Here is a 25892-nt window from a genome sequence, read left to right as displayed (position 1 = left end):
GGGGCGGGTCGAGCAGGACGTTCCGGGCCCGCTCTGACGGGCACGGGACGCGTACCGGCTTCTGTGCGGCACGCGGTGCCGTAACGACAGGGGTGGGTGCCCGAGCGGCGGCGCCCGCCCGACGCACGACGACATCACCGACATCCCACAAGGAAAAGCAATGGCTTCCGTGAACATGGCCGACGTCAAGCGGCTCCGCGAGATCACCGCCGCCGGCATGATGGACTGCAAGAAGGCTCTGGAGGAGGCCGAGGGCGACTTCGACCGCGCGATCGAGCTGCTCCGTCTCAAGGGCGCCAAGGACGTCGGCAAGCGCGAGGCGCGCACCGCCTCCAACGGCCTCGTCGCGCTCGAGCAGGACGGCGACTCCGCCGCGGCCCTGCTCGAGCTCAACTGCGAGACCGACTTCGTGGCCAAGGGCGAGCGCTTCCAGGAGCTCGCGGCCCAGGTCGTGGCCCACGTGCTGGCCACCAAGCCGGCCGACGTCGCGGCGCTGCTGGAGTCCTCCTTCGACGGCAAGGCCGTCAAGGAGCACCTCGACGCCGCCAACGCCGCGCTCGGCGAGAAGATCGAGATCCGTCGCTTCGCCGTGCTCGAGGGCGGCTACGTCGGCGCCTACATGCACAAGACCGACCCGGCGCTGCCGCCGACCGTCGGCGTGCTGGTGCAGCTCGACAAGCCGGCCGCCGAGGTGGCCAAGGACATCGCGCAGCACGCCGCCGCCATGGCCCCTCAGTACCTCAAGGCCGACTCCGTCCCCGCCGACGTCATCGACAAGGAGCGCAAGCTCTTCGAGGAGATGACCCGCGAGGAGGGCAAGCCCGAGGCCGCGATCGGCAAGATCGTCGACGGCCGGGTCAAGGCCTGGTACAAGGACTTCACGCTGCTGGAGCAGGCCTTCGTCAAGGACAACAAGAAGTCCGTGGGCAAGTACGCCGAGGAGAACGGCGTGCAGGTCCAGGCCTTCGTCCGGTTCAAGGTCGGTCAGGCATAGGCTGGAGCCAGTTCTCCAGTTCCACGAACCGCCTAGAGAGGGAGGCCGCCGCCGTGCAGGACAACCAGGAGCCCGCCACGACGGCGGCCGCTCCGGCTCGGAACCAGCTTCGCTGGAAGCGGGTGATGCTGAAGCTGTCCGGTGAGGCGTTCGCCGGCGGCGAGCCGCTGGGCATCGACCCCGTCGTCGTCGATCACCTGGCCGACTCGATCACCGAGGCGGTGCGCGAGGGCGTCCAGGTGGCGATCGTCGTCGGCGGGGGCAACATGTTCCGCGGCGCCACCCTGTCCGAGGGCGGTATGGACCGCGCCAGGGCCGATTACATGGGCATGCTGGGCACGGTCATCAACTGCCTGGCCCTGCAGGACTTCCTCGAGCGGCGGGGCGTCGAGACGCGGGTGCAGACCGCGATCACCATGCAGCAGGTCGCCGAGCCGTTCCTGCCGCGCCGGGCCATCCGCCACCTGGAGAAGGGGCGCGTGGTCATCTTCGGCGCGGGGCTCGGCTCCCCGTACTTCTCCACCGACACCGCCGCGTCCCAGCGCGCGCTGGAGATCGGTGCCGAGGCGTTGCTCAAGGGCACGCAGGTGGACGGGATCTACGATTCCGACCCGCGCAAGAACCCGGACGCGGTGCGCTTCGACCAGCTCGACTACGGGGAGGTGCTGCTCCGTGGCCTCGCGGTCATGGACGCCACCGCGATCAGCCTGTGCAAGGACAACGACCTGCCGATCGTGGTCTTCGACCTGATGGGCGAGGGCAACATCCTGCGAGCGGTCCGCGGTGAGAAGATCGGCACGCTGGTGAGTCCCGCAGGCAAATGAGGTGTGAGCCCGACACCGCCAGCTAGAAGACAGGGAGCCGCTGTGATCGACGAAACCCTCCTCGAAGCCGAGGAAAAGATGGACAAGGCCGTCTCGGTCGCGAAGGAGGACTTCGCGAGCATCCGGACGGGCCGGGTCACCCCCGCGATGTTCAACAAGATCAACGCCGAGTACTACGGCACGCCGACGCCGATCCAGCAGCTGGCGTCGTTCCACGTGCCCGAGGCTCGCATGGTGCTCATCCAGCCGTACGACAAGAGCTCGATGGCCGCGATCGAGAGGGCCATCCGCGACTCCGACCTGGGCGTCAACCCGACCGACGACGGCCAGGTGATCCGCGTGACGTTCCCCGAGCTGTCGGAGGAGCGCCGCAAGGAGTACATCAAGGTCGCCAGGAACAAGGGCGAGCACGCCAAGGTGTCCATCCGCAACATCCGGCGCTCCGCCAAGGAGACGCTCGACAAGATGATCAAGGATGGCGACGCGGGCGAGGACGAGGTCAGGCGGGCCGAGAAGGAGCTCGACGACCTCACTCAGAAGCACGTCGCCAAGATCGACGAGCTGCTGAAGCACAAGGAAGCCGAGCTGCTCGAAGTCTGAGCGGCCCGCTGCCGGCGGGCCGCCCGCAGCGGGCCGTCGCGGGTAGCGCATCTACGGCCCTCGCCTGACGGCGGGGGCCGTGGCCTATGGAGAAGTCTTGGAAGAACGAACGGCCGGTCCCAGCGCTGGCGGCGGCAGCCGCACCGGCCGCAATCTCCCCGCAGCGATCGGTGTCGGCGCCGGCCTGGCCGCCTCGGTCCTGATCACCCTCTACACCGTCAAGGAGCTCTTCCTCCTGGTGCTCGTCGCGGCGGTCGGCGTGGGCGTGGTGGAGCTGGTGCGGGCCTTCGCCACCCGCGGCATCCGGGTCCCGGCCGTGCCGATCCTGGTGGGGCTCGCCGCGATGCAGGCGGCGGCCTACTGGGGAGGCGGGTCGTGGCTGCTGGGCACGTTCGTGGCGTTCGCGTTCGGGCTGCTGGTGTGGCGGATGTTCGCGGGCGGCACCGACGGCTATGTGCGCGACGCGACGGCCTCGGTGTTCATCCTGTTCTACCCGCCGCTGCTGGCGGGGTTCGCGGCGCTGCTGCTGGCGCCCCCTGACGGCAACGACCGGGTCGTGGTCTTCATCGCGGTCACGGTGGCCAGCGACATCGGCGGGTACGCGGCGGGGGTGCTGTTCGGCCGCCACCCGATGTCGCTGATCAGCCCGAAGAAGACCTGGGAGGGGTTCGGCGGCTCCGTCGTGGCCTGCACGCTCGTCGGCACGTGGCTGGTGACGTGGCTGCTCGGCGGCGAGTGGTGGCAGGGCGCGCTGATCGGCGCGCTGGCCGCCGCGCTGGCCACGGTGGGCGACCTGGTCGAGTCGATGATCAAACGGGATCTCGGCATCAAGGACCTGGGCACGATCCTGCCGGGCCACGGCGGGCTGATGGACCGGCTGGACTCGCTGGTGTCCACGCTGGTGCCGGTCTGGCTGCTGCTCGCGCTCTTCATCTGAGCCGGGAGATCCGGCGGGCTAGCCGGTGAGGGCCTCACCGGTGATCGGGGTCAGCCAGAGCCACCGTACGGCCTCGCCGCCGAAGGCGAACCCTCCCATGGGCGGCATGTCCGGGGCGTCGGCCTGCATGAGCACCCCCGCATACTGAGGCCCCAGCGGGAACGTGTCCGGCTCGTGGTACCACTTGGCGGTGTGGCCGTGGCCGAGCCAGGTCACCGAGTGCCACGGATACTGCGCCAGCCACACCAGCAGCAGCGCCGCCTCGCGAGGGTCCTCGCGGGTGGCCACCGCCAGCTCGATCCTGGCGTACGCGCCGGGCTGGTCGATCCACTGCTCCACGGTCGGCATCCGCTGGCAGCTCATCCCCACCGTCGACAGCACGCTGAACAGCCGGTCGCCGTGCGGCGGGCGCTCGGTGATGCCGACGGTCGGCAGCCGGTCGCCGCCCGCGTCCCAGTAGCGCCCGGCCGGGCCGAGCACCCGGTCCAGATGGCCCATCACGAACTGCTGGAACGACGGCCACGACCCTTCGGAGTAGCGCCAGCGCCAGTAGGACTCGGCGTTGGCCAGGCGGGGCCGCAGTCCTTCGAGCGCCTCCGACAGCGCCCAGGCGAACGGCGACTCGCCCACCGCGTCACGGGCGTAACCGGGCATGCCGCGGTGCATGTCGGCCCAGCCCGGGATGACGGCCAGCAGTTCGTCCTCCTCGTAGAGGGCGACCCCGTCACCCTCCTCGAACCAGAGCGGCGTGAGCTGCCCCAGCGGACGGCGCCCCGCGGGGTGGAGGGTGTTGGCCCGCGGCATCAGCGGCGGCAGCCCGGCGTTGATGCGGGCCAGGTCGACCACGGCGGGCGCGGGCCGGTGGTTGGCCAGCCAGCACGCGCCGTGCACGGTGCCGTCGGGAGAGCACAGGTAGGCGACCGAGGCGTCCTCGTCGCGCTCGACCACGAGCGTCCGGCTGCCGTACGGGCTGCCGGCGGTGAGGACGACCTCGGTGTGCCCCTCGCCTGACGCAGACCGGAAAATCGTCATACGGGGAAACTGTAGATCCGCACCTGACCCTCGTGCGAGCCTTGACCGGATCCGGAGCGCCGGACGGCCGCCATGGAATTCGCCCCGCCGGGCAAGCGTTCACTACCCTGGTCGCCAATCCCCGTGACAAAGCAGTCCCCGTGACAAACAGTCCCCGTGACAAACAGTCCCCGTGACAAACAGTCCCCGTGACAAACAGTCCCCGTGACAAACAGTCCCCGTGACAAAACAGAGGCAGGATCGTGTCCCAGCAGCCAGGCCAGCTCACCTTCGTCGCCCCGCGCAGGGCCAAGCCGGCTCGCCATCTCGCGGACCTGTCCATGGCCGACCGGCGCACGGCGGTCACCGAGCTGGGGGAGAAGGCGTTCCGCGCCGACCAGCTCTCCCGCCACTACTTCGAGCGGCTGACCACCGACGTGCGGGCGATGACCGACCTGCCCGCGGCCTCCCGCGACAGGCTGTCGGCGCTGCTGCCCCCGCTGCTCACCTCGGTGCGCGAGCAGACCACCGACCGGGGCACGACCCGCAAGACGCTGTGGCGGCTGTTCGACGGCGCGCTGGTCGAGTCGGTCCTGATGCGCTACCCCGACCGGGTGACGATGTGCGTGTCGTCGCAGGCCGGCTGCGGCATGAACTGCCCGTTCTGCGCCACCGGCCAGGCCGGGCTGACCCGTAACATGTCCACGGCGGAGATCGTGGAGCAGGTGGTGGCCGGGGCCCGCGCGCTGGCGGCGGGCGAGGTGCCGGGCGGCCCCGGCCGGGTCAACAACGTGGTGTTCATGGGCATGGGCGAGCCGCTGGCCAACTACAAGCAGGTGATCCAGGCGGTGCGCCGCCTGGTCGAGCCCGTCCCGCACGGGCTGGGCATCTCCGCCCGCGGCGTCACCGTCTCCACGGTCGGGCTGGTGCCCGCGATCGGCAAGCTCGCCGACGAGGGCCTGCCGGTCACCCTCGCGCTGTCCCTGCACGCCCCCGACGACGAGCTGCGCGACACGCTGGTGCCGATCAACACGCGGTGGAAGGTGGCCGAGGTGCTCGACGCCGCCTGGGCGTACGCGGCGCGGACCAAGCGGCGGGTGTCCATCGAGTACGCGCTCATCAAGGACGTCAACGATCAGGAGTGGCGGGCCGACCTGCTCGGCAAGCTCGTCAGGAACAAGCTCGTGCACGTCAACCTGATCCCGCTCAACCCGACGCCGGGCTCGAAGTGGACGGCGTCGCGGCCCGAGGACGAGCGCGCGTTCGTCAGGCGGCTGGAGTTCCACGGCGTGCCGGTGACGGTCCGCGACACCCGCGGGCGCGAGATCGACGGCGCCTGCGGTCAGCTCGCCGCCGCCGAATAGCCCGCGCACACCCGGACGGCTTGCCCGGGACCAGCGGGGATGTCAGCTCCCGGATGACGGATGAATCACGTCTTCGGCGGGGGAGGGACACGCGGACCGGCCTCATGGTGGTCTTTACCGTGACGGCCGGGACTCGCGTGGCCGTGGTCGTTGATCGCACAATAGTGGGCGACCCCTGGCCGGACCCCCGAAGGAGCAGGCTTGAACCGCTTTCCGCGCGTCATGGGTATGCGTTCAGGCTATGACCCCGTACAAGTCGACGCTCTGATCGAGCGGATCGAGGCCACGCTGGGCAGGGGCGCGCTCGACCTCGAACCCGTCACCGCCGACGAGGTGCGCTCGGCCACGTTCGCCTCGCGCCGCCGCGGCTACCAGGAGACGGCGGTCGACTTCGCGTTGGAGGCGTTCGTGGTGGCGTTGGAGACCATGGCCAAGCGCCCGGTGCGGCTGGCTCTGGCGGAGCCCACGGGTGAGCTGCTGCGCGAGGAGTGGTTCGAGAGCCAGGCGGGGCGGGTGGAGAAGGTGGTGTTCCGGCCCGGCCGCCTCGGCACCGGCTACGACGAGGACGAGGTGGACGCGTTCCTCGACCGGATCGTGGCGACGCTGCGCGGCACCACCGGCCGGCCGGTGACGGCCGAGGAGGTGCGCGAGGTGAAGTTCGCCACCGTCGTGTTCAGGCCGGGCTATCTGATCACCGACGTGGACGCGTTCCTGTCGGGCATCGCCGACGTGCTCGAACAGCGCGGCTGACCCGCGGGCGGGGAGGTCACCCCAGGCCGGACTCCAGGCGCGCCAGCGCCCTGTCGACCTCGGCGGGGCCGTCCATGCCGGGGGTGGCCGCCCACTCCGTCCACACCATGGCGACGATCCCGAGGACCGCGCCGACGGCGTCGCGGACGGCGGGGTCGCCGGCGTCGAGGCCGGCCCGCTCGGCCACGGCCGTGCGGACCTCGCGGATCAGCCCGGGGCTTCTGCGCAGGTTGGCCACGAGCAGCTCGGGCACGGTGGCGGCGAAGACCTCCCGCGCGTGCCCGGCGGCGATCTCCTCGCTCGACAGGGCGGCGAAGGCCGTGCGGAACGCGCCGCGCAGGACGGTCACCGGCGGGCCGGGCGGCTGTCCGGCCAGGGCCTCGACGAGCGGCGGGAACCGGTCGAGCGTGACCAGGTCCTCCTTCGCCGGGAAGTAGCGGAAGAAGGTGGCGGGGGAGATCTCGGCCGCCTCGGCGATCTGCTCGACGGTGGTGGCGTGGTAGCCGCGCTCGCGGAAGAGCCGGAACGCCTCGCGCAGGATCGCCTCCCTCGTCTTCGCCTTCTTGCGCTCGCGCAGCCCGCCCTCCGCCATGCCGGAACCCTACCGTACGGACAAAAGATGGTTTACTCTTCAATGAGAGTCTACTATCACATTGAAGAGCGCAATGACGATCAACACGCTGGGCGTCGCCGTCGTCTTCCGCGAGGACACCCGGGACCTCGCCTGATCGGCGCGCGGGACGTTCAGGCGCGTGCCGGAGTCCGGGCGTCGCCCTCGCTGAAGTTCTCCCGGTTCAGCAGGGCCACGATCACCGAGGCCACCGGGGAGGCCAGGAAGGCGCCGGCGATGCCGAAGACCAGGCTGCCGAGCGCGATCGAGATGAGGATCACCGGCCCCGGCAGGTCGAGCGCCTTGCCGTAGATCTGCGGCGCCAGCACGTGACCCTCGATCTGCTGCACCAGCACGGTGACGCCGACCACGATGAGCGCGATCAGCCACCCTTTGGACACGAACGCCACCACCGCCGCCAGCAGCCCCGCCGTGAACGCGCCGACGATCGGCAGGAACGCCCCCACCCAGGTCAGCACCGCCAGCGGCACCGCGATCGGCACCCCGAGGATCCACAGCGCCATGCCGATGAAGAACGCGTCCACCGCGCCCACGAGCGCCACCCCGCGGATGTAGCGTCCGATGACGCCGAACGCGATCGGCCCCGCCACCCGCAGCCGCACCCTGGCCCGGGGCGGGAACAGCCCGGTCAGCCAGTGGTACAGCCGGTCGCCGCCGTGCACGAAGTAGACGCCGAGGATGACCGCCAGCACGGCGCCCACGATGATCTCGGTCGCCGTGCGCACGCCGGCCACCGCGCCGGTGGCGAGCTGCTGCTGGCGTTGCTCGGCCCACGCTTTGCCCTGGGCGAGCAGATCCTGGAAGTCCAGCCCGAACTGGGAGGCCAGGGCGTGCAACTGCTGCAGGATCGTGCCGACGCTGGCCCGCAGCTCGGCCAGGCCGCTCACGGTGGGCGGCACCAGCAGCGCGAACAGCCCGGAGGCCAGCAGGAGACCGCCCACGAAGGTGATCGCAGTGGCGAGCGACCGGCCCAGCCCGCGCCGCATCAGCCAGTGCGCGGGCGGCGCCAGCAGCGCGGCGACGAACAACCCCAGGATGATCGACAGGACCACCGTGCCCACCTGGGACAGGCAGTAGAGCACCACCGCGGCGATGCCCACCCAGCCCAGCGCGCGCCAAGGGTCCATCGTCGCCTCCCCCGAGCTCTGCCCCCCGGACCATGGCCTTCCCCGCGGCGCGGACGGCAACCCTGCAGGTCACCGGCCCGCGACCGGTGACCCGGGCTCCCGGTCAGCCCGTCGGCGGGGCCAGGCGGCGGTGCTGGTCGCGCTTGGCGCTCTCGTACGCGGCCCTGGCCGTGCGGGCCGCCTCGGTGCCGGAGACCTCGGCGACCGGGACGTCCCACCAGGCTTCCGAGGACGGGCTGTCGATCATCGGGTCGGTGCGCACGTACACGACCGTGACGCCGCCGGCCGCGCGGGCGGTGTCGAGCGCCTTGCGCAGCTCGGCGAGCGTGCCGGGGCGCAGCACGGTCGCGCCGAGGCTGGCCGCGTTCGCGGCCAGGTCCACCGGCAGCGGCCCGCCGTCGTAGCGGCCCTCGCCCCGGTGGCGGTACGCGGTGCCGAGCCGTTCGGCCCCGACGCTCTCCGACAGCCGGCCGATGGAGGCGAAGCCGGAGTTGTCCACCAGCACCACGGTCAGCTTGACGCCCTCGGCGACGGCCGTGACCAGCTCCTGGGCCATCATCAGGTACGAGCCGTCGCCGACCATGACGAAGACCTCGCGCTCCGGGGCCGCCAGCTTGACCCCGAGCCCGCCGGCGATCTCGTAACCCATGCACGAGTAGCCGTACTCGACGTGGTAGCTCCCCGGACCGCTGGGCCGCCAGAGCTTGTGCAGGTCGCCGGGCATGGACCCGGCCGCGCAGACGACGACGCCGTCGTCGCCTGCCGCCGCGTTCACCGCGCCGATCACGGCCGGCTGCGGCAATGGGTCGCCGTCCAGCGCGTACGCCGCGTCGACGGCGGAGTCCCAGGCCCGCGACAGCTCGGCGGCGCGGGCCCGGTAGGCCTCGCCGGTGCCCCAGCCCGCGCACGCGGCCGCCAGGTCGGTCAGCCCTTCGCGAGCGTCGGCGACCACTTGCAGCCCGGACATCTTGGCGGCGTCGAAGCCGGTGACGTTGACGTTGACGAACCGGGCCTCCGGCGCGAACAGCGAGTGGGAGGCGGTGGTGAAGTCGCTGTAGCGGGTGCCGATCCCGATGACCAGGTCGGCCTCGCGGGCCAGCGCGTTGGCGGCCGTGGTGCCGGTGGCGCCGATCGCGCCCATGGCCATCGGGTGACCGTACGGCAGCGCGCCCTTGCCGGCCTGCGTCTCGGCGACCGGCACGCCGAACGTCTCGGCGAAGGCCCGCAGCTCCGCGGTCGCCTCGCTGTAGATCACGCCGCCGCCGGCCACGATCAGCGGCCGGGACGCGGCCTTGACCAGCTCGGCGGCCCGGGTCAGCGCCGCGCGTTCGGGCCGAGGCCGGGGGACGTGCCAGACGCGCCGGGCGAACAGCTCGCCGGGCCAGTCGGCGGCCTCGGCCTGCACGTCCTGCGGCAGCGCCAGCGTGACCGCGCCCGTCTCGGCGGGGTCGGCGAGCACCCGCATGGCCGCCAGCAGCGCCGGCGGGAGCTGCTCGGGCCGGTTGACCCGGTCCCAGAAGCGGGAGACGGGCCGGAGGCAGTCGTTCACCGAGACGTCGTAGGAGCGCGGGTCCTCCAGCTCCTGCAGCACCGGGCTCGCCACCCGGGTGGCGAAGATGTCGCCGGGCAGCAGCAGCACGGGCAGCCGGTTGATGGTCGCGGCGGCCGCTCCGGTCACCATGTTGGTGGCGCCGGGACCGATCGAGGTGGTGCAGACCAGGGTCGACAGGCGGTTGCGGGCCCGCGCGTAGGCGGCGGCGGTGTGCACCATGGCCTGCTCGTTGCGGCTGAGGTAGTAGGGCAGGTCGGCGCCGGAGGCGGCGAGCGCCTGGCCGACGCCGGCCACGTTGCCGTGGCCGAAGATGCCGAGGACGCCGCCGAACATCCGGTGTTCGGCGCCGTCGCGCTCGATGTGCTGGGCGGCGAGGAAGCGCACCACCGCCTGGGCCACCGTCAGTCTCATGGGTTCCTCCCGAAGGGCAGCCTGGGGTCGATCTCCTGGCCGTCCCAGGTGGCGCGGATCCAGGCGTGCCGCGGGTCGTCGCAGAACGCCATGGACCGCTCCTCGGCGGGTCCGGCCAGCACGTTCAGGTAGTAGAGGTCGTAGCCGGGCGCGGCCATGGACGGGCCGTGGTAGCCGTACGGCACCAGCACCACGTCGCCGGAGCCCACCTCGGCCAGGGTGTCGATCCGTCCCCGCTCGGAGGAGTAGACGCGCTGGTAGCCGAGCCCCTGATCGGCCACCTCGAAGTAGTAGACCTCCTCCAGCACCGCCTCGCCGGGGTTGGCCGTGTCGTGCTTGTGCGGCGGGTAGGACGACCAGTTGCCGCCGGGGGTGAGCACCTCCACGGCGACGAGCTTGTCGCAGGCGAGGACGCCGGGCGCGGCGAAGTTGTTCACCTGGCGGCTGGCCTGGCCGGCGCCGCGCAGCTCCACCGGCACGTCGGCGGCCGGCACGTGGCGGGGCTCCAGGCGGCGGGTGGCGCGCGCGGAGGGCAGCGCGATCCGGCCGGCGCCGGTCAGCGTCACCTGCTCATGAATCGGGATATAGGCGAAATCGGAGGGGCCGGCGAACACCGACGGCCGCCCGGCCAGCTCGAACACCTGAGAGCCGCCGACCGTCACCGCGCAGGACCCCGACAGCGGCAGGACGATCATCTCCTCCTCGCCCGTGCCGAACGACACCGGCGCCCCGGTCAGATCCACCACCCGCAGCCCCGCGTAGTCCCACCCGGCCAGCGACGGCGTGATCTCCACGGCCCACGGCCCGCTCGCCGCCACACCGTACGGAAAGAATGTCATGACCCCACCTCTCGAACCAGCGCGGCGGCGCCGTCCACGGCGGCGGCGACGTCGTCGTCCGGAGGGTAGAGCAGGGCACGCCCGACGACGAGCCCGCGCACCCCCGGCAGGCGCAGCGCCCGCCCCCAGTCGGCGAAGGCGGCCGCGGCGTCCGGCGGGTCCCCGCCGAGCAGCAGCGCCGGCAGCGTGGTGGCGGCCATCACCCGCTCCATCTCGGCCACCGCCGGGATCTTCAGCCAGGTGTAGGCGGAGGTGACGCCGAGAGCCTGGGCCACGCTGATGGCGCGGATCACCGCGTCGGGGGACAGGTCGTTGCGGACCGACCCGGTCTCGGTGCGCGTCGCCCAGAACGGCTCCACCATCGCCACCAGCTGCCTCCTGGCCAGCTCGGTGACGGCGCGGGAGCAGGATTCCAGCGTGTCGACGCTGGTGTGGTCGTCCGGGTCGATGCGGCACAGCATCTTGCCGCCGTCGAGCCGCATCTGGTCGATGGCGGTCGCGTCATAGCCGGTGAACCGGTCGTCCAGCTCGAACACCGAGCCCTGCAGCCCGCCCCGGTTCATCGAGCCGAAGGCCAGCCTGCCCTCCAGCGCGCCGAGCAGCAGCAGGTCCTCCAGCACGTCGGGCGAGGCGAGGATGCCGTCGACGCCCGGCCGGGCCAGCGCCACCTGCAACCGGTCCAGCAGGTCGAACCGGCTGGCCATGGCCAGCGGGCGGTCCCGTACGGCCAGCGAGCCGCGCGCCGGGTGGTCGGCCGCGATGATCAGCAGCCGCCCGCCCTCGCCGGGCAGCTCCCGCCGCCGCCTGCGGGCCGCCGCCTGGGCGATCTCCCCGGGATCGGTGGCGCGGATGCGGGTCAGCCGCTCGTAACGGGTGATCCCGGGGAGCGTGACGTCGCTCAAGGACGCACCTCGCTCCCGGAGCCCGCGGCGGGCCGCTCGCCCAGCAGGGCCAGCACCTCGTCGGTGGACGGCATGGCCTCCGCGCAGGCCAGCCGGGCCGCGACGTGCGCCCCCGCCGCGTTGGCGAAGCGCACCGTACGCTCCAGCGGCCAGCCGCGCACCAGCCCGAGGCAGACCGCCCCGCCGAAGGCGTCCCCCGCTCCCAGCCCGTTGACCACCTCGACCCGGACCGGCTCGGCGACCACGCGCTCGTCCTTGCCGCGGGCCAGCACCCCGTCGGGGCCCAGCTTCACGATCGCCACCTCCATGCCGGCGTCGAGCAGCGCCTGCGCCGCCGCCTCGGGGTCTCGGGTGCCGACGGCGATCTCGACCTCGTCGAGGTTGCCGACGGCCACGTTGGCGTACGGGAGCGCCTCCCGGTACGCGCGCTCGGCGGCCTGCCGGGACTCCCACAGCATCGGCCGGTAGTCCAGGTCGAACACCGTCCACCCTGACGGCCGGGCCGCCAGCGCGGCGGCGTGCGCCGAGCGACTGGGCTCCTGGCTCAGCCCGGTCCCGGTGAACCAGAGGACCCGCGTCTCGCGGACGGCGTCGAGGTCCAGGGACTCGGGGGTGATCCGCAGGTCAGGCGGATGCTCGCCCCGGTAGAAGTAGATGGGGAAGTGGTCGGGCGGGAAGATCTCGCAGAACGTGACCGGGGTGGGCGGGCCCTCGACCGTCCCCACGTAGACGTCGTCGACTCCGAATCCGCGGATCGCCTGCCGTACCCACTGCCCGAAGGGGTCGGCCCCCACGGCGGTCACCACGGCGGGGCGCAGTCCGTGACGGGCCGCGGCGACCGCGACGTTCGTCGGGCTGCCGCCGAGGAACTTGCCGAAGGACTCGACGTCGATCAGGCTTACGCCGGTCTGCAGCGGGTAGATGTCGACGCCGCAGCGTCCCATCGTGATCAGGTCGAACAACGCACCTCCACAGCTGGAGCTTTCGGGCAGACACTATGGCATATTGTCATGACATATAGATGTCCGCTATGTTTCTCACCGTGCCCGAGACCGATTTCCTGATGACCCCCACGGGCACGCTCCCGGAAATCAGCCAGGACTGTACGTCATATACATGTCATGACATATTGGCCCTGACTTCCTCCCTACAGGATGTGTCGGAGGGTTTGCAGAATGGTGCGGAAAAGGTCGATAGGTGTGGTCGCGGTGCTCACCGCCTCCGCGCTGGGTCTGGCCGCCTGCGGCCAGTCGTCCGGTGACGGCGGCGAAGGCGGCGCCATCGAGCTCACGATCACCCAGAACGCCATCGCCGGCGGCAAGAACGCGGCGGCGGCCGACCACATCGCCAACTGGGTGATCCCCAAGTTCCAGGAGGCCCAGAAGGCCAAAGGGAAGAACGTCACGGTCAAGTTCATCCCCAGCGGCGTCGACGACGAGCAGTACAAGACCAAGCTCTCCCTTGACCTGAAGTCAGGCAAGGGGGCCGATGTGATCGACATCGACGGCATCTGGGCGGGCGAGTTCGCCGAGGCGGGCTACATCAAGCCGCTGGCGGAGGTCGCCGGGCCGGAGGCCGACAGCTGGGAGGGCTGGCAGCAGATCCCGGAGGCCGTCCAGGGCCTGGCCACCTTCAACGGCAAGAAGTACGCCCTGCCCATCGGCACCGACGGCCGCGTCCTCTACTTCAACAAGACCCTCTTCGAGAAGGCCGGGCTGCCCGCCGACTGGCAGCCGACGAGCTGGCAGGAGATCCTCGACGCGGGCGCCAAGCTCAAGTCGTCGGGCGTCCCGGTGCCGATCCAGATCAACGCCGGCACCGCCATGGGCGAGGCCACCACCATGCAGGGCGTGCTCCCGCTGCTGGCCGGCGCGGGCGGCGAGGTCCAGCAGGACGACAAGTGGACCGGCGCCTCGCAGCCGCTGAAGGACACCCTCGGCCTCTACCAGAAGGTCTACGGCGGCGGCCTCGGCGACCCCAGGCTCCAGCAGGAGGCCAAGGGCCGCGACAAGTCGTTCCAGCAGTTCGCCGAGGGCAAGGTCGGCATCCTGCTGGAGGGCGACTACTTCTGGCGCGGCGTGGTCAACCCCAAGACCGGCGTCGCCCCGATGGCCGACCGCGACCAGGTCGTCGGCTACGCCAAGATCCCGGCGATCGAGCCCGGCAAGGGCATCAGGGGGCAGGACTTCGTCAGCATGTCCGGCGGCGCGCTGCGTACCCTCAACCCCAGCTCCAAGCACCCGAAGGAGGCCTTCGAGCTGATGGCCTTCACGCTGTCGCCGGAGGCGCTGAAGGAGGAGACCAAGGACGGCAACGTGCGGATCACGCCGCGCTCCGACGTCAACAAGGAGATCCTGGCCGGTGAGCCGCTGCTGACGTTCATCTCCGAGCAGGTCCTCCCGCTGACGGCCTACCGGCCGCCGGTGGCGGTCTACCCGCAGGTGTCGGTGGCGCTGCAGGAGGCCACGGCCGCGGTGGCCGGCGGCACGGCGGCCGACCAGGCGGCGGCCGAGTACCAGAAGAAGCTCGAAGGAATCGTCGGTGGCGCGAACAACGTCGCCTCCTGATCCGAAGGTCCTCGACGCGACGCCCGCCCGCGGCTACAGCTCCGACGCCGCGGGCCTGGGCAGGCTGCGGGCGGGGGCCTTCGTGGCGCCCGCCCTGGCGCTCATCGCGGTCTTCCTGGTCTTCCCGGCGCTGTGGGTCATCTACCTGGGGCTGATGAACTACCGGCTGACCGGGATCGCCGCGGCCGAGCCGCAGTTCGTCGGCCTGGACAACTACCTCAAGGCGCTCACGGACCCGGGGTTCTGGAACTCCACGGTGCTGACCTTCCAGTTCGTGCTGGGGTCGGCCGTCATCGGTCAGGTGGTGCTCGGCTTCACGCTGGCCTGGCTGATGCGCAACCGCCGCGGCGCGCTCAAGAGCGTGGTCGAGGGCGTGGTCATCCTGGCGTGGATCCTGCCGAGCGCGGTGGTCGCGTTCCTGTGGGTGGCGCTGCTCGACCGCGACAGCGGCACGCTCAACGCGATGCTGGGCATCCCGGGCTTCGCCTGGCTGCTCGACCACCCGATGCTGTCGATCATCCTCTTCAACACCTGGCGCGGCACCGCCTTCTCGATGATGCTGTACGGCGCGGCGCTCGGGAACGTGCCGCCCTCGCATCTGGAGAGCGCGCGGCTGGCCGGGGCGTCCGGCTGGCAGCAGTTACGTGACGTGGTCTTCCCGCACATCCGCGGCCACATCCTGACCAACCTGCTGCTGATCAGCCTGTGGACGTTCAACGACTTCGGGCCGTTCCTGCTCACCGCGGGCGGGCCGGAGAACAAGACCGAGATCCTGGCCGTGTACGTCTACAAGACCGCGCTGCAGAGCGGCGACCTGGGGTACGGCGCCGCGATCTCCACGATCATCCTGCTGATCAACCTGGTCGTGGCGATCTTCTACCTGCGGCTGCTCAGGAGGAGGAGATGACGCGGTTCGTCGCCGGCCGGATCGGCTTCTACACGCTGGTCGCGCTGCTGCTGGCCTTCTTCACCATCCCGCTGCTCTGGCTGGCCTCGGCGCCGTTCACCTCCAACCCCACGTACGAGGTCCGGCTGCCGGACTTCACCTGGGAGAACTTCCAGATCATCCTGGAGCACCCGTACGCGCTGGGGTCGCTGGTCAACTCGCTGATCCTGGCGATCGGCACCGCCGTGCTGGTGGTGGTGATGTCCGCGCTGGCGGCGTACGCGCTCAGCCGGGTGCGGCTGCCGGGGCGCGACGCCCTGCTGTACGCGCTGCTGCTGCTGTCGTCGATCATCACGGGCACGGCGGCGATGGTGCCGCTGTTCCAGCTCGCCATCGAGCTCGGCCTGATCGACTCGCACACCGGCCTGATCCTGATCATGACCGGAGGGCTGCTGCCCGCCGCGATCTTCATGATCAAGGACTTCATGGACACCACGCCCAAGTCGTACGAGGAGTCCGCGCGGGTCTTCGGCGCCTCGCCGCTGCAGATCGTCCGGCACGTGGTCGTCCCGGTGGTGCGGCCCGGCCTGGCGACGATCGCGGTGTGGACGATCGCCAACGTGTGGGGCAACTTCCTGATGCCGTACCTGCTGCTCAGCGACGTGGAGAAGCAGCCCGCCGCGGTGATCATGTACACCCTCTACACCGAGGGCGGCCAGGCCAACCTCAAGGTGCTGTCCACGTTCGGCCTGCTCTACTCGGTCCCCGTGGTGCTCATGTACCTGTTCGTCAGCAAGAAGTACGGCTTCCGCTTCCACGGAGGGATCAAGCGCTGAAGTGACTCCTCCGCTCCCTGAAGGGAACGGCTTCTCGTCAAGCCGCTCCCGCAGCCCGGCGAAGGGCAAGCCCTGCCCTCAAAATGTTGATCGCCGCGTTCACGTCGGCGTGCGCGGCATGCCCGCACCCCTGACATCGGAACTCGGCCTGGCTGACGCGGTTCTCCTTCGCGCAGTGCCCGCAACGCGAGCACGTGCGGGAGGTGCCGGCAGGGTTCACCGCGATCAGCTCTCGACCGGCGCTTTCAGCCTTGTGCGCGAGGATCGTCAGGAACACCCCCCAGCCCGCGTCCAGGATGCCCCGGTTGAGACCGGACTTGGCGGCGACGTTGCGCCCGGGCGCTTCGACGATGCCGGAGGCCGAGCGGGTCATGTTCGTGATCCGCAGGTCCTCGTGTGCGATGAGGTCGTACGCGCGGACCAGGGCGAGCGCGGCCTTGTGCGCGCTGTCCAGACGCTGCCTGCGCACTTTGGCGTGCAGCGCGGCGACGCGGGACACCGCCTTGCGCCGCCGCTCGGAGCCCCGTTTCTTGCGGGCGAGAGCCCGCTGCGCGGCGGCCAGCCGGTCAGCGGAGGCGACCAGGTGACGCGGGTTGGCGACATGCTCCCCGCCGGAGGTGGTCACCAGCGCCGCCACGCCCAGGTCGATCCCGGCTACCGCGCCTGTCGCGGTCAAAGTCTCGGTGGGTACATGGTCGCACGACAGCACCACGTACCAGCGGCTGCCTTCGCGCTTCACCGCGATCGTCTTCACCCACCCCTTGACCGGGCGGTGCTGGTGGACGCGGACGTGGCCGATGCCCTGCAACCGGACGAACGTGGCCGACGGATGTCCGGGCTGGGAGTCCCACCGGCAGCCGTCGCCATCCTTCGGCCACTCGACGGTGTCGAACCAGCCGCGCCCCTTGAAACGCGGGAAGCCCGGCGTGCGCCCAGCCTTGACCCGGCGGAAGAACGCGGCGAAGGCCTTGTCCAGCCGTCGCAGAGTGGCCTGCTGGGACGAGAAGGACCAGCGGCCCTGCCCGCCGGGGTCATCGACGCGGATGTGCTTCAACTCGGCCGACTGATCCCCGTACCGGACGCTCACGCCGGCCTTGGCGTAGGCGGTACGGCGGTGCTCCAGGGCGGCGTTGTAGAGCTGCCGGTGATCGTCCAGGCATGCCGTCAGCGCCGCTGCCTGCTTGGCGGTGGGCGCAGCAGGAACTTGAACGACCTGCGCACACCCCACCTCCTGTCACGTTCGGTAACGAAAACACCACGATATCGGCTGGCGCCGACAAACCAGGAAGGGTATCCGTGATGCGCGGACTTGACAGGCCAGGACACGCTCGGGCCTTGGAGGCCCTTCCGCTCCCGATTCCGCCGTCGCCCGAAGGCGACGGTCCCCTCGAGAGGATCTGATGGCCGCAATCGAACTTCGGGGGCTGACCAAGGTCTATCCCGGTGGAGTGAAGGCGCTCGACTCGCTGGACCTGACCGTCCCCGACGGCGAGTTCTTCGCCCTGCTCGGCCCCTCGGGCTGCGGGAAGACGACGCTGCTGCGCACCATCGCCGGCCTGGAGGTGGCGACCGGCGGCGCGGTCGTCATCGGCGGGCGCGACGTGACGTCCGTGCAGCCGGGCGGCCGCGACGTCGCCATGGTCTTCCAGGACTACGCCCTGTTCCCGCACATGGACGTCACCGACAACATCGCCTACCCGCTGCGGATCAGGAAGGTGCCCAAGGACGACCGCCGGGCCAAGGCGACCGAGGTGGCCGCCAGGCTGGGCCTGGAGCAGCTGATGGACCGGCGGCCCGGCCAGCTCTCCGGCGGGCAGCAGCAGCGGGTCGCGCTGGCCCGGGTCATGGCCACGCAGGCGCAGGCGTTCCTGTTCGACGAGCCGCTGTCCAACCTGGACGCCCGGCTCCGCCTGGAGGCCCGCACGTTCCTCAAGAAGCTCCAGCGGGAGCTGGGCGTCACGACCGTGTTCGTCACCCACGACCAGGCCGAGGCGCTGGCCATGGCCGACCGGATGGCGATCATGGAGGCGGGGCTCATCCGCCAGATCGGCACCCCTTCCGAGGTGTTCCAGCGGCCCGCCAACACCTTCGTCGCCGGGTTCATCGGCTCCACCCCGATGAACCTGCTGGACGCCGTGTGCCGGGGTGACACCCTGGAGGTGGCCGGGTGCAAGGTGCCCGTCCCCGCCTCGGCGGAAGGACTGCTGGTCGACGGGGAGAAGCTGGTGTACGGCGTACGTCCCGAATACACCTCCTACCGGGCCGGGACCGTCGAGGACGGCCTGACCGGGAGCGTGGTCATCCTGGAGAATCTCGGCGCCTCCCACCTGGTCACGCTCGACGTGGGCGGGGTCGTGGTGCAGGCCGTGGTGCCCGAGGGACACGAGCCCGCGCTGGGCGAGCAGGGGGCCGTGGTGCCCAGGCGCGACCGCGCCCTGGTCTACCGCGACGGCGAACTGGTGGCCGCATGACCGTCATCAGGGGCCGCTGGAGTCTGGACGACCGGCTGGAGCGCATCCTGAGGGAGGTGCCGTTCGAGGTGCCCGCGGGCACCGCGGCGGTGACCGTCCGGCTGTCGTACGACAGGTCCCGGGGCGTGCTCGACCTGGGCTGCGCCGGGCCGCGCGGCTTCCGCGGCTGGTCCGGCGGGGCGCGCGACGAGTACACGATCGCCCCCGGCTGGGCGACACCCGGCTACCTGCCCGGCGAGCCCGAGACCGGGGAGTGGCGGGTGTGGCTGCGCCTGCACCGGATCCCGCCGCAGGGCCTGGACTACACGCTGGAGATCCGTACCGAGACGGCGGCGCCGGCGCCGCCGCGGGAGGAGGCCGGGCCGGCGCACGGCGAGCGGCCGCCCCGGCGGGACATCCCCGACGTCGACGGGCTGCGCTGGTTCGCCGGCGACTTCCACGCCCACACCGTGCACAGCGACGGGCAGCTCACCGTCGCCGAACTGGCCGAGCTGGCCCGCGGCCGGGGCCTGGACTTCCTGGCCGTCACCGATCACAACACGGTCAGCCACCACCCCGAGCTGGCCAAGACCGACCGAGGGATCGCGCTGCTGCCCGGCCAGGAGGTCACCACCGACCGCGGGCACGCCAACGTGTTCGGCGACGTCGGCTGGGTCGACTTCCGGCAGCCGGCCGACTCCTGGGTGGCGCACGCCGAGCGCGCGGGCGGGCTCGTCTCCATCAACCACCCGCTCGCCGCCGACTGCGCCTGGCTGCTGCCGCTCACCCACCGGCCCAAGGTCGCCGAGGTGTGGCACTCCGGCTGGTGGGACCGCCGCTGGGGCGCGCCCCTGGCCTGGGCCGACGCCTGGCGGCCCGATCTGGTGGCGATCGGCGCCAGCGACTTCCACCGGCCCGGCGCCGACGGCCTGCCCGGCTCGCCCACCACCTGGGTCCTGGCCGAGGACCCCGGGGCGGTGTTCGCCGCCGTCGCCGAGGGCCGCACCGCCGTCTCCGCCGGGCCCGACGCCCCGCTGCTGCTGCGCCTGGGCGACGAGCTGCTCGCCCTGGACGCCGACGGCCTCGTCCTGGTCCGTCCCGGCGGTGAGCGCCTGGTCATCCGCGGTGACCGGGTGCTGCTCCCCGCCGTCGCGGGACGGCACCGCCTGGAAACCTACGAGAACGAGGTGATGGCGCTATGTGCCTGATCAGTGTCGCCAACGCCCCGGTGAGCTTCGGGGTGTTCGAGCTGAGCGACGCCCCGCCGCCCCTGACCTCCGCCGAGATGGTCTCGGCCATCGCCGGGGCCGGCTACGACGGCATCGACCTCGGGCCCCTCGGCTACCTGGGCACCAAGGACGACCTGGCCGACCGGCTGGGCGGGCTGCTCCTCGCCGGAGGCTGGGCCGACCTGCGCTTCGGCGACGCGGACGCGTTCGCCCGAGGGCTGGCCGCGCTGGACGCCACGCTGGAGGTGTTCGCCGCCGCGCCGCCCGCGCCGGACCACCTCAGGCCCCGGCCGACGCTCGGCTGCTCAGGGTCGCCCGCGCGCTTCGCCCGCCCAGGAGGGAACGCTCCAGGGTTGGAGCCGGGGGAGTGGCCCGGATACGCCGCCCGCGTCCAGGAGGCGGTCCGGCGCTGCCGCGACGCCGGCTTCGAGCCCGCCTTCCACCACCACCTCGGCACCTATGTCGAGACCCCGCAGGACGTGGAGCGGCTGCTGGAGCTGACCGACGTGCGGCTCTGCCTCGACACCGGCCATCTGCTGCTGGCCGGGGGAGACCCGGTGACGGCGCTGCGCGACTGGTCGGACCGGATCGGCCACGTGCACGTCAAGGACGGCGACCGGGCGATCATGGCCAAGGCCCTGGCCGACGGCGCGGACCTGCGCGAGCTGATGGGGCGCGGCGGCTTCGCCCCGCTCGGCGAGGGCGAGCTGGACCTGCCCGGCGTGGTGCGCACGCTCGACGAGATCGGCTACACCGGCTGGGTGATCATCGAGCAGGACACGCTCCCCGGCAGGCGGTCAGTTGCGCGGAACATCACCGATCAAGCCGCCAACCGCGAGAAGCTACGGGAACTCGGACTTTGACGTCACGCTGGAGGATCCAGTCTTGAAGATCGCCCTTGTCGGGTGCGGCGCCGTCACCCAGGCGGTGTACGCGCCGCTGCTGTCGCGCCGACGCGACCTGTTCGAGGTGACGGCCGTCTGCGACCTGTCGCGGACGCTCGCCGACGCCGTCGGTGACCGCCTCGGCGCGCCCGGCAGACACACCTCGCTCGACGCGATGCTGGAGGCCGGGGGTTTCGAGGCCGTGCTCGTGCTCGCCTCCGGCTCCCACGGCGACACCGTGCGGCGCGCGCTGGCGGCCGGTCACGCCGTGCTCTGCGAGAAGCCGCTGGCGCTGACCCGGGCCGAGGTGGCCGCGCTGCCCGAGGGGCGGCTCATGGTCGGCTACATGAAGCAGTACGACCCGGCCGTGCGCCGGGCGGAGGCGCTGCTGGCCGAGCTGGGCGGGCCGGAGGCCATCAGGTCCGTCGAGGTGACCGTGCTGCACCCCAGCGGGGAGTCGCAGCTCGCCTTCGCCAACCTCACCCGGGCCGGCGACGTGCCCGCCGACCTGGTGGCCAGGTTACTGGAGCAGGAGGACGCCCTGGTGTCGCGGGCGCTCGGCGAGCAGGCGCCCGCGCAGGTCCGCGCGCTGTACGCGGTCGCGCTCGGCTCCATCTGCCACGACCTGTCGCTGCTGCGCCGCTTCACCGGCTCGCCGGCCGAGATCGGGCACGTGGAGACGTGGGGGAACGCGCCGGGGTCGGTGGAGATCTCCGGGCCGCTCCCGGCCGCCGGGCGGTTCTCCATCCGGTGGCACTATCTGGAGGACTATCCCGCGTACCGGGAGACGGTGGCCATCCACCACGACGCCGGCACGCTGGAGCTGGCCTTCCCCTCGCCCTACCTGATGAACGCGCCCACGGTTCTCACCGTGGTGTCCGGCGGGGAGAGCCGCACGGAGTGGCGTGAGGTGACCGAGGCGTTCGAGGTCCAGCTGGCCGCCTTCCACGCCTTCGCCGACGGCGGCCAGCCGCCGCTCACCGGGCGTGCGGGCGCCCTGGAGGACATCGTCACCGCCCAGCGCGTCGCCGCGCGCTACGCCGTACAGCACGGACTGCCGATCGGAGGGGAAGCAGCGTGAGCGCAGGGTTGACCGGGACGACCGGCGAGACGGGCGAGACGGGCGAGATCGTCGTCGTCCCGCACACGCACTGGGACCGGGAGTGGTACGAGCCGTTCCAGCGGTTCCGGCTGCGGCTGGTCGCGCTGATGGACGAGGTGCTCGACACGATGGAGCGCGAGCCCGCCTACCACTTCACCCTCGACGGGCAGCTGGCCTGCGTGGACGACTACCTGGAGGTGCGGCCGGAGAACCGCGACCGGGTGGCCGCCCTGGTCGAGTCCGGCAGGCTCGCGGTGGGGCCGTGGCAGATCCTGCTGGACGAGTTCCTGTGCTCGGGCGAGAACATCGTGCGCAACCTGGAGCTGGGCATGGCCAGGGCGGACAAGCTCGGCGGCGCGATGCCGGTCGGCTACCTGCCCGACATGTTCGGCCACACGGCGCAGATGCCGCAGATCCTGAGCCGGGCGGGGCTCGCGCACGCCTGCGTGTACCGGGGCGTGCCGTCGTCGGTGACCACCGACGCGTTCGCCTGGGTCGCCCCCGACGGCACCGCGGTCCGCGCCCAGTACCTGCCGGCGGGCGGCTACGGCAACGGCGCCCACCTGTTCGAGGACCCGGAGCGGCTGGCCGAGCGCGGCGCCGCCTTCGTGGCGACCATGCGCCGCTGGCACGGTCCCGAAGGGCCCCTGCTGGCGATGTACGGCACCGACCACTCGGCCCCGGTGCGCGGCCTGCCCGGGATGGTGGCCGGGCTCGGCGCCCGGATGGACACCCTGTCCGGCTACGTCACCGCCCACCCGGCCGACGTCGAAGGGCTGCCCCGAGTGGCGGGCGAGCTGCGCTCGCACGCGCGGGCCAACATCCTGCCCGGCGTCATCTCCGTACGCCCGGCCGTGAAGCAGGCCATGGGCCGCGCCGAGCGGATGGTCGAACGCTACGCCGAGCCGCTGGCCGCGCTCTGGGGCGCCGAGTGGCCCGGCCGCTTCCTCGACATGGCCTGGTGGCGGCTGGTCGACGCCAGCGGCCACGACTCGGTGACCGGCTGCGGCGTCGACGAGACCGCCCAGCAGGTCGCCGCCCGCATCGCCGAGGCCGAGCACCTCGGCCACGCCGTGCGCGACATGGTCACCGCCCGGCTGGCCGCCTCCGTCCCGTCCGGCGGCGTGCTGGTCGTCAACCCGACCCCCGCCACCCGGCGCGCCGTGGTGCTGCTCGACGTGGCGGGCGAGGACCCGATCATCGACGCGACCGGCGCCCGGGTGCCGGTCCAGCCCTTGGAGTACGCTCCGACGCTGCTGCTCGACGAGGAGATGGACCCCGCCACGGCGCTCACCTTCGTCCACGGCACCGAGCTGTACGGGCAGCACATCACCGGCTGGTCCGTCGAGGACGGCGTGCTGACGTTCACCGTCGCCCGCGAGTCGCGGCTGCCGTTCGACGTCGGCCAGGTGCGCGAGGCGCTCGCCGGGGTCACCCGGGTCCGCATCCTCGCCGAGCCGCGCCGGACCGTGGCCGCGCTGGTGGAGGCGCCGCCGCTCGGCCACACCAGCGTGCGGCCTGTCCCCGGCGACGGCGCCGCCGGAGGGCCGCCGTCGTCGGTCCCGCCGGTCCGGGCCGCGGACCGGGTGCTCGACAACGGGCTGCTCCGCGTCGAGGTGGCCCGCGACGGCACCCTCACCCTGACCGGCGCCGACGGCGTCACGCTCAGCGGCGCCGGCCGCATCGTCGACGGCGGCGACGTGGGCGACAGCTACAACTACGCGCCCCCGGCCGAGGACCGGCTGGTCCGCGAGCCGGAGTCGGTGCACGTCCAACTGGTGTGCGCCGGGCCGCTGGTGGCCTCGTACGACGTGTGGCGGGCCTACCGGTGGCCGGCCGCGGGCGACGGGATCGAGGGCACGCCGGAGATCCCCGCGCGGTCCCGCACCGACGCGACCGAGGAGATCGCCGTCCGCACGCGGGTCGAGCTGCGGGCGGGCGAGCCGTTCGCCCGGCTCACCGTGGACTTCGACAACCGGTGCGCCGACCACCGGGTGCGGCTGCACGTGCCGCTGCCCGAGCGGGCCGCCGTCTCGCACGCCGAGGGCCAGTTCGCGGTCGTCACCCGCGGGCTCGCCCCCGAAGCCGGCTGCGGCGAGGAGCCGCTGCCCACCTACCCGGCCTCCTCCTGGGTGGCCGCCGGGGGAGTGGCGGCGCTGCTGGAGCACGTCACCGAGTACGAGCTGGTCGACGACGGCGGCGAGCTGGCGCTCACGCTGCTGCGCTCGGTCGGCTACCTGTCGCGCAACCGGCACGCGCTGCGGCCCGAGCCGGCCGGCCCCCAGCTGCCCACCCCGATGGCGCAGTCGCGCGGGCTGCGGTCGGTGTCGCTGGCGCTGATGCCCTACGCCGGGACGTGGGAGGCGGTGCCGGCGGCGGCCGAGGAGTTCCGCCACGACCTGGTGACCGTGGCGGGCGCCGGCGACCCGTCGCTCCCGCTGCCGGCGCCCGCCGCCGGGCTCTCGGTCGCGGGCGACGGCGTGGTCATGACCTCGCTGCGGCTGCGCGACGGCTGGAAGGAACTGCGGGTGGTCGCGCTCACGGACCGGCCCACGCGGGCGCTCGTGACGGGCGGCTTCGCCCGCGCCCGGCGCGCCGACCTGCGCGGCCGGCCGGGCGAGGCCCTGGAGGTCGTGGACGGCGCCCTGCGCCTGCCGCTGAACGCCTGGGAGATCGCCACCGTGCAGCTGTCCTGAAGCCGGGCCGGTTCGCTCATCCCTGCCCGGACGCTCGGGTGGGGATGACCTCAGGGTGGTATCCGCTGGCCTGGAGGGCGAACAGCCGGGCGTACTCGCCGTCGCGGGCGATCAGCTCACTGTGGGTGCCCTGTTCCACGATCCGCCCGTCGGCGAGCACCACGATGAGATCGGCCTCGCGCACGGCGCTGAGACGGTGGGAGATGAGCAGGCTGGTGCGCCCGGCGCGGTGCCGGCGCAGGTCGGTGTGCAGGTCGTGCTCGGCCTGCGCGTCGAGACCCGCGCTCGGCTCATCGAGGATGACCAGGTCACGGTCTTCCCGCAGGTAAACCCGGGCGAGCGCGACCCGTTGCCACTGGCCGCCGGACAGGAGCACGCCCGCCGTCCGCTCGTCCTCGCCCGGATGGCTGAACGTACGGCTCAGCATCGTGTCGTAGCCGTGCGGGAGGTTCGCGAGCGTCTCGCCGATCCCGGCCAGCGTGGCGGCCCGATGGATGCGCTCTCGCTCTGCCATGAGGTCTGACATGACAGAGATGTCGCCCACGCCGATGTTCTCGGCGGCGGTGAACTCGTAAGCGACGCAGTCCTGGAAGACGGCGGCGATCCGGTCGCGGAGCTCCGCCGGGTCCATCTCACGGATGTCCACCCCGTCCCAGAGCACCGCCCCGCGTTGCGGATCGTAGAACCGGCACAGCAGCTTGACCAGCGTCGACTTGCCGGACCCGTTGAGACCGACCAGGGCCAGCGCTTCGCCGTAGGGCAGGAAGAGATTCACGCCCTTGAGGACCCACGGATGCGCGTCGTCGTAGCGGAACCACACGTCGCGGAACTCGATGCCGTGCCGGAACGGCGGCACCTTCGCCGGCGCCTCCAGGACCGGCAGATCCGGTTCGGCCCGCACCACCTCGCGGTAGTGACCGAACAGGAGCAACGACTCGTACACCCCGCCGCTCAACCCGACCAGGTTCGCCAGGCCCGACTGCACTCCCGCCACCGCCGCGATGAAGACGGCCACGTCGCCGATCGACAGCGTGCCGCCCGCCGTGCCCGCCACCACCCAGATCAGGCCGGCCCCGGCGGTCACCGCGCCGAGCGCGCTGAGCAGCGTCTGCGCCCTCAACTCGCGTACGTCGACCGCCCGCTCACTCTCCTGGGCGTCACGGACATCGGCCAGCAGCCGCCGCCGGAGATACCCGCCCAGCCCGAACAGGCGGACTTCCTTGGCGAAGTCGAGGCTGGTGAGCAGCCTGCCGAAGAAGGCGCTGCGGCGGCCGAGCGGGCTGATCGTCCACTGCATGCC

23 protein-coding genes are annotated in these 25892 nt (G+C 72.0%); 14 read left to right on the top strand and 9 right to left on the bottom strand.

The features are described 5' to 3' along the window. Positions 1-160: 160 nt before the first annotated feature. The 4 genes from tsf (at position 161) to OUY22_RS22815 (ending at position 3355) form a co-directional block, all read left to right on the top strand. Positions 161-994 carry a translation elongation factor Ts gene (gene tsf / locus OUY22_RS22830; RefSeq protein ID WP_270157134.1) on the top strand — a complete coding sequence of 278 codons (834 nt, stop codon included), beginning with the start codon at positions 161-163 and terminating at the stop codon, positions 992-994. Positions 995-1119: 125 nt separating this feature from the next. After that, positions 1120-1818: a UMP kinase gene (pyrH, locus tag OUY22_RS22825; RefSeq protein ID WP_408638189.1), complete on the top strand. Its 699-nt coding sequence runs from the start codon at positions 1120-1122 to the stop codon at positions 1816-1818. A gap of 42 nt (positions 1819-1860) precedes the next feature. Next, positions 1861-2418, top strand: coding sequence for a ribosome recycling factor (gene frr / locus OUY22_RS22820; RefSeq protein WP_270157132.1), 558 nt, complete (start codon positions 1861-1863; stop codon positions 2416-2418). A 97-nt stretch (positions 2419-2515) separates the two neighbouring features. Continuing rightward, positions 2516-3355, top strand: a complete 840-nt coding sequence (locus OUY22_RS22815) for a phosphatidate cytidylyltransferase (RefSeq protein WP_270157131.1) — start codon at positions 2516-2518, stop codon at positions 3353-3355. 18 nt (positions 3356-3373) lie between these two features. On the opposite strand, the gene OUY22_RS22810 is transcribed toward OUY22_RS22815, so the two are convergent. Beyond that, positions 3374-4387, bottom strand: a complete 1014-nt coding sequence (locus tag OUY22_RS22810; RefSeq protein ID WP_270157130.1) for a suppressor of fused domain protein — start codon at positions 4385-4387, stop codon at positions 3374-3376. Between the two features lie 242 nt (positions 4388-4629). Between OUY22_RS22810 and rlmN the strand changes: the two genes are divergently transcribed. Then, complete coding sequence (rlmN, locus tag OUY22_RS22805; protein WP_270157129.1) at positions 4630-5730, top strand: 23S rRNA (adenine(2503)-C(2))-methyltransferase RlmN; 1101 nt, start codon at positions 4630-4632, stop codon at positions 5728-5730. A 228-nt stretch (positions 5731-5958) separates the two neighbouring features. Then, positions 5959-6480: a DivIVA domain-containing protein gene (locus OUY22_RS22800; protein ID WP_270157128.1), complete on the top strand. Its 522-nt coding sequence runs from the start codon at positions 5959-5961 to the stop codon at positions 6478-6480. Positions 6481-6496: 16 nt separating this feature from the next. On the opposite strand, the gene OUY22_RS22795 is transcribed toward OUY22_RS22800, so the two are convergent. From OUY22_RS22795 to iolC, 6 genes are all read right to left on the bottom strand, one after another. Next, positions 6497-7072: a TetR family transcriptional regulator gene (locus tag OUY22_RS22795; RefSeq protein WP_270157127.1), complete on the bottom strand. Its 576-nt coding sequence runs from the start codon at positions 7070-7072 to the stop codon at positions 6497-6499. A 152-nt stretch (positions 7073-7224) separates the two neighbouring features. Continuing rightward, complete coding sequence (locus OUY22_RS22790; RefSeq protein ID WP_270157126.1) at positions 7225-8238, bottom strand: AI-2E family transporter; 1014 nt, start codon at positions 8236-8238, stop codon at positions 7225-7227. A gap of 103 nt (positions 8239-8341) precedes the next feature. Beyond that, positions 8342-10201, bottom strand: coding sequence for a 3D-(3,5/4)-trihydroxycyclohexane-1,2-dione acylhydrolase (decyclizing) (iolD, locus tag OUY22_RS22785; protein ID WP_270157125.1), 1860 nt, complete (start codon positions 10199-10201; stop codon positions 8342-8344). Then, positions 10198-11040 carry a 5-deoxy-glucuronate isomerase gene (gene iolB, locus OUY22_RS22780; protein WP_270157124.1) on the bottom strand — a complete coding sequence of 281 codons (843 nt, stop codon included), beginning with the start codon at positions 11038-11040 and terminating at the stop codon, positions 10198-10200. Before iolB ends, iolD begins: the two co-directional genes overlap by 4 nt. Then, on the bottom strand, positions 11037-11942 hold the full coding sequence (locus tag OUY22_RS22775) for a Cgl0159 family (beta/alpha)8-fold protein (protein ID WP_408638188.1): 906 nt from the start codon (positions 11940-11942) through the stop codon (positions 11037-11039). Before OUY22_RS22775 ends, iolB begins: the two co-directional genes overlap by 4 nt. Further along, entirely contained in the window at positions 11939-12904 is a 966-nt protein-coding gene (gene iolC / locus OUY22_RS22770) for a 5-dehydro-2-deoxygluconokinase (protein ID WP_270157123.1), read from the bottom strand. The genes OUY22_RS22775 and iolC overlap by 4 nt, the downstream gene beginning before the upstream one ends. Positions 12905-13141: 237 nt before the next feature. Here iolC and OUY22_RS22765 point away from each other — a divergent pair, with 237 nt between their 5' ends. Genes OUY22_RS22765 through OUY22_RS22755 form a run of 3 tightly spaced genes read left to right on the top strand, consistent with a single transcriptional unit; the run spans position 13142 to position 16231 of the window. Beyond that, positions 13142-14509 carry an extracellular solute-binding protein gene (locus OUY22_RS22765; RefSeq protein WP_270157122.1) on the top strand — a complete coding sequence of 456 codons (1368 nt, stop codon included), beginning with the start codon at positions 13142-13144 and terminating at the stop codon, positions 14507-14509. Next, positions 14484-15416 carry a carbohydrate ABC transporter permease gene (locus OUY22_RS22760; RefSeq protein ID WP_270157121.1) on the top strand — a complete coding sequence of 311 codons (933 nt, stop codon included), beginning with the start codon at positions 14484-14486 and terminating at the stop codon, positions 15414-15416. Before OUY22_RS22765 ends, OUY22_RS22760 begins: the two co-directional genes overlap by 26 nt. After that, a complete protein-coding gene (locus OUY22_RS22755) occupies positions 15413-16231 on the top strand; it encodes a carbohydrate ABC transporter permease (RefSeq protein WP_270157120.1) in 819 nt (272 codons plus the stop codon). The genes OUY22_RS22760 and OUY22_RS22755 overlap by 4 nt, the downstream gene beginning before the upstream one ends. A gap of 37 nt (positions 16232-16268) precedes the next feature. Here OUY22_RS22755 and OUY22_RS22750 read toward each other — a convergent pair whose 3' ends face one another. Continuing rightward, positions 16269-17459, bottom strand: coding sequence for an RNA-guided endonuclease InsQ/TnpB family protein (locus tag OUY22_RS22750; protein ID WP_270157119.1), 1191 nt, complete (start codon positions 17457-17459; stop codon positions 16269-16271). Between the two features lie 172 nt (positions 17460-17631). Between OUY22_RS22750 and OUY22_RS22745 the strand changes: the two genes are divergently transcribed. From OUY22_RS22745 to OUY22_RS22725, 5 genes are read left to right on the top strand one after another with little or no spacing between them, the layout of a single operon-like run. Next, on the top strand, positions 17632-18702 hold the full coding sequence (locus OUY22_RS22745; protein ID WP_270157118.1) for an ABC transporter ATP-binding protein: 1071 nt from the start codon (positions 17632-17634) through the stop codon (positions 18700-18702). Then, a complete protein-coding gene (locus OUY22_RS22740) occupies positions 18699-19889 on the top strand; it encodes a CehA/McbA family metallohydrolase (RefSeq protein ID WP_270157117.1) in 1191 nt (396 codons plus the stop codon). The genes OUY22_RS22745 and OUY22_RS22740 overlap by 4 nt, the downstream gene beginning before the upstream one ends. Then, entirely contained in the window at positions 19880-20773 is an 894-nt protein-coding gene (locus OUY22_RS22735; RefSeq protein ID WP_270157116.1) for a TIM barrel protein, read from the top strand. Before OUY22_RS22740 ends, OUY22_RS22735 begins: the two co-directional genes overlap by 10 nt. A gap of 22 nt (positions 20774-20795) precedes the next feature. Further along, entirely contained in the window at positions 20796-21875 is a 1080-nt protein-coding gene (locus tag OUY22_RS22730) for a Gfo/Idh/MocA family protein (protein ID WP_270157115.1), read from the top strand. After that, a complete protein-coding gene (locus OUY22_RS22725; protein ID WP_270157114.1) occupies positions 21872-24592 on the top strand; it encodes a glycoside hydrolase family 38 N-terminal domain-containing protein in 2721 nt (906 codons plus the stop codon). The genes OUY22_RS22730 and OUY22_RS22725 overlap by 4 nt, the downstream gene beginning before the upstream one ends. Before the next feature lie 16 nt (positions 24593-24608). Here the strand turns inward: OUY22_RS22725 and OUY22_RS22720 are convergent. After that, the coding region (locus OUY22_RS22720) for an ABC transporter ATP-binding protein (RefSeq protein ID WP_270157113.1) at positions 24609-25892 on the bottom strand (1284 nt) is incomplete at its 5' end.

This window comes from Nonomuraea corallina, from assembly GCF_027620315.1.
GTDB lineage: Bacteria > Actinomycetota > Actinomycetes > Streptosporangiales > Streptosporangiaceae > Nonomuraea > Nonomuraea corallina.
Note: the sequence above shows the minus strand (reverse complement) of the source record. Positions and strands in the feature narration are given on the sequence as shown.